The sequence below is a fragment of the Pseudovibrio sp. Ad37 genome, from assembly GCF_001623075.1.
Classification (GTDB): domain Bacteria; phylum Pseudomonadota; class Alphaproteobacteria; order Rhizobiales; family Stappiaceae; genus Pseudovibrio.
In genome coordinates this window covers 1-3722 of the sequence record NZ_LMCF01000158.1, presented here as the reverse complement: position 1 = coordinate 3722, position 3722 = coordinate 1, and the positions used below count along the sequence as shown (strand labels likewise).

At 50.4% G+C, this 3722-nt stretch carries 4 protein-coding genes; 3 read left to right on the top strand and 1 reads right to left on the bottom strand.

Annotated elements, in window-relative coordinates; genetic code table 11:
- Positions 1 to 958: 958 nt before the first annotated feature.
- From mgtE to PsAD37_RS19775, 3 genes are all read left to right on the top strand, one after another.
- The gene (gene mgtE, locus PsAD37_RS19785) at positions 959 to 2374 is read left to right on the top strand and encodes a magnesium transporter (RefSeq protein WP_063297599.1); all 1416 of its coding nucleotides are present in this window, start codon (positions 959 to 961) and stop codon (positions 2372 to 2374) included.
- Positions 2375 to 2392: 18 nt separating this feature from the next.
- The gene (locus PsAD37_RS19780) at positions 2393 to 2818 is read left to right on the top strand and encodes a VOC family protein (RefSeq protein ID WP_063297598.1); all 426 of its coding nucleotides are present in this window, start codon (positions 2393 to 2395) and stop codon (positions 2816 to 2818) included.
- A 113-nt stretch (positions 2819 to 2931) separates the two neighbouring features.
- Positions 2932 to 3549 carry a hypothetical protein gene (locus tag PsAD37_RS19775; protein ID WP_063297597.1) on the top strand — a complete coding sequence of 206 codons (618 nt, stop codon included), beginning with the start codon at positions 2932 to 2934 and terminating at the stop codon, positions 3547 to 3549.
- 31 nt (positions 3550 to 3580) lie between these two features.
- On the opposite strand, the gene PsAD37_RS27770 is transcribed toward PsAD37_RS19775, so the two are convergent.
- Positions 3581 to 3722, bottom strand: a 142-nt coding sequence (locus PsAD37_RS27770; RefSeq protein ID WP_153039653.1) for an integrase core domain-containing protein, incomplete at its 5' end; no start/stop codon positions are given.

The window sequence follows — 3722 nt, the reverse complement described above, 5'->3', positions numbered from 1 at the left end:
CCTTGGTTGGCACAAAGCCAGCAGACGAACCTGCTAGATGAGAGCTGTTCGCCTGCTGGATTTGTGCCAACCAAGGTGGGTCAATTTTAAATGATGATGCCGGATCAATTTTGAACGCTCATTGACAATCTGATCCTGAACTTTGTAATGTTCTTGAGCCAGTTGCACTCTAGAGAGATTTTTCATTTCTTGTCCTCCGTAGTAGGCGGGCTTCATTGCCCTTTGGACAAGTATGAATATGGGGCCATTGGCCCTATTTTAAAATCCGCGAAAAGTTGGAATCTAAGAACCTGTGCTACTGAAAGTCGTGGGGTGTTTGCTCCTTAGTTTGGGTGTGAAATGCGGGGAATGGAATGCTTCTGATTGCCCCACAAACTGCCCTACAAATTGCCCTACATTTTTGTTTTGTGAAAATTAAGTTATTGATATTATTGAGAAAAAAACTTCATTCGAGTCTTCTCGGCCGCACCAAAATCCCCGAGCTCTTTATGAGCCGGGGTTTTTTGCTATCTAAGCCTCTGTTTTTTCTCAGTATAAAAATGCATATGCCATTCCCTGAAAAGGAGAGTGTCGCTGTTTTGCGTTGCTTTGTGATCTTTTGCGCGAATTTGCGTTATTTACGTTTTTGATGCGTTTGTTGGTTGAACGTGCGTTCTCATTCTGAGTGCGGTCGCTCAAACAGAATGCGTTTTGATGTAAATCGTGAATTCTTCGTAAAAGGATTGCACGGTCTGCGCAGGGCGCTATAAACACAAAACTGTGCATAGGGACGATGGTACCACGTGCATTTCAATTTTCAGCAATCTCGAAGGACGATGCTCACGCCAAGCATTTGACTCTAGAACGCGTCGCGGTCATTTACATTCACGCACCGCAATCTAGCATCTTTGGTGGAGCGAGTTCTTGTCGTTTGATTAAATCCAATCAAACGGAACGCGCTCTAACGTGTGGAGGTCACATGACCCAATCGGAAAATCCCGGTGCGCTTCATGCCGCGCCCCCTCCACCACATGTTCGAGATGCAAGCGGACACCTTGATACGGACTTTGTTGCGCGTGTTGAAGCTGCTCTGGATACTCGGGATGCGGCTGTTGTGCGCGAGCTGGCGGGTAATCTGCATGATGCGGATATGGGCGACCTGCTGGAGATGCTGCGCGAAGATGATCGCGTCCACCTGATTCAGCTGCTTGGTGAAGAGTTTGACTTTGCAGCCTTAACTGAGACCGAAGAGCCTGTGCGTGCGCAGGTTCTGGACGCATTGCCGGAAGGGGATGTTGTTGAAGGGATTGGCGAGCTTGAGTCAGATGATGCTGTTTATCTGCTTGAGGACATGGAGCAGGAAGAGCAGGAGAAGATCCTTGCTCAGTTGCCCAATGTGGATCAGGTCCAGATTAAACGTGCGCTGGAGTTTCCCGAGGATACTGCTGGACGTATTGTTCAGACTGATTTTATTGCCGTGCCGCCGTTCTGGACTGTGGGGCAGGTGATTGACCATCTGCGCAGTTCCCAAGATCTGCCGGACAGCTTTTATGAGCTTTACGTGGTTGACCCCGGCTTCCATCTTTTGGGTGCTGTGGCGCTGGACCGGCTGTTGCGCACGAAACGATCTAAAAAGATCTCCAAAATCATGGAGGAAACCCGTCATTCTGTTCTGGTCACCGATGATCAGGAAGATGTGGCGCGTTTGTTTGAGCGGTATAACCTTGTTTCTGTTGCGGTGACTGATACCTCCGAGCGACTGGTCGGTATTGTGACCGTTGATGACATTGTTGATGTCATTCAGGAAGAGGCTGAGGAAGACATGCTGGCGATGGCCGGTGTGGGTGATGAGGAGATCTCAGACAGTGTGCTTGAGATTGCCAAGTCTCGTTTCTCCTGGTTATCAGTAAATGTGTTTACCGCAATCTTTGCCGCTTTTGTCATATCGCTCTTCACGGCCACGATTGAGCGCATGGTGGCTTTGGCTGTGTTGATGCCGATTGTGGCGTCCATGGGCGGAAACTCCGGTACGCAGACCATGGCGGTGACGGTGCGCGCAATTGCGACCCAAGAATTGAACCGGCGTAACATTCTGCGCGTTTTGCGACGTGAGTTGCTGGTGGGCCTCATCAACGGTGTAGGCCTCGGATTCCTGATTGGTGCTATTGCGGGGGGATGGTTCCTCAACCCAGAACTTGGGGTGGTTATTGGCAGCGCAATTCTGATTAACTCAATCTGCGCTGGTCTGTTTGGATTGCTGGTTCCTATGGGCTTAGAGAAAATTGGAGCGGATCCTGCCATTGCTTCTTCAGTTTTTGTGACCACCATAACGGACGTTGTTGGCTTCTTTACATTTTTGGTCCTGGCTGCGTGGTGGTTCGGTCTGCCATACTAGCCAATCAGGAGGTTAGGAATGGACGCCCCAGGTATTAATGGAATTGTCGAAACTGCCGTTTACGTTGACGATTTTGCCAGTGCGCATGATTTTTATGGTGAGTTTTTGGGGTTGAGGCGGGTTGTTGAAGGCGAGCGCATGCATGGGTATGACGCTGGCCCCAACCAGATGCTTCTGGTCTTCAGGCGCGGTGTGTGCCGCGAGGATGTTGAAAGCCCTTATGGCATGGTGCCGGGGCACAGCACGGACGGTCCTTCTCATTTTGCATTTGCGATCTCCAGAAGTGCGCTGATCGAGTGGCGTGAATATCTTGAAGAGAAAAAAGTTACACTCAGCAGTGAGGTGCGTTGGCCTCAGGGCGGCGTGAGCCTGTTTTTTCATGATCCATTTGGCAATGTCGTGGAACTGGCGACTCCGGGACTGTGGCCCAACTATCAGGATTAGAGCGCGTCTCGCGTTTTTGCGGCGTTCCCGGATGCGCTTGTTTGCGATGTAACCTCCTTTTGTGGTTCCAGTCTCAGGATTGGCAGATGACTTTTTGTCGAAAGGCGGGAGTTATGGTTCAGGAGTGCAAGATTATAATCAGAAACCGGTCAGATCAGGCCTTTGGTTTCTACCTCTTTCAGTTGCAGCCATCCTATGTGGTGCTGGGCGATGTGCCTGCCATTGTGCAGTCCTGCTGTGTTTGTTCAGGGCATGTCGCGCCTTATAACGCTTCGGGACCTCAGCTCGAGTTCGCGTTTCGTGAACAAGTTTTGGCTTGTGCTGTGCGTGAGAAAATGGCCGATGTTGGAGGTTGTCGCTATATTTCAGCGGCGGGGCAGGATGAGGTTGATGCGTTGGAGTTCGTCTCGCAGCGCATGGTGGGGACGCAAAGTTCTGCTGACCGCGTCTCCGTTAACTGCACTCATTTAAACGCAAAGCCGCTGGGCTTGTCTCCTTCTGCAAATGCATCTGATGTGACGCTTCGCAGTTTCAGGATAACGATGCCATCTGTTTCTGATGAAGATTTGCTTAGCGTTTGCTGCGGGAATGCCATTCAACATTCAGATGGGCGTGTGGTGCTTTCCAGCTTTGTACGGCCTGTTGCTGGAACTCAGATTGATTGTGCGCCGCTGTTTGCTTTTTGGCTGAGTATCGGATCCTACGATGAGGGTGAGGTTGTGCCTTACTGATCAGCCCCACTTGAGTGGTCCGGTTTGAAAGTTAGTGCATGACTGGCCTTTGGTCTACTGGAATGATTACTTCAGGAGCCGGTGGGCGGAAGTTCAGCGCACTATGGGGGCGTTTGGTATTGTAGTGTATCCTCCACCTTTCGATGATTATTTGGGCTTCACGCAACGAGTAA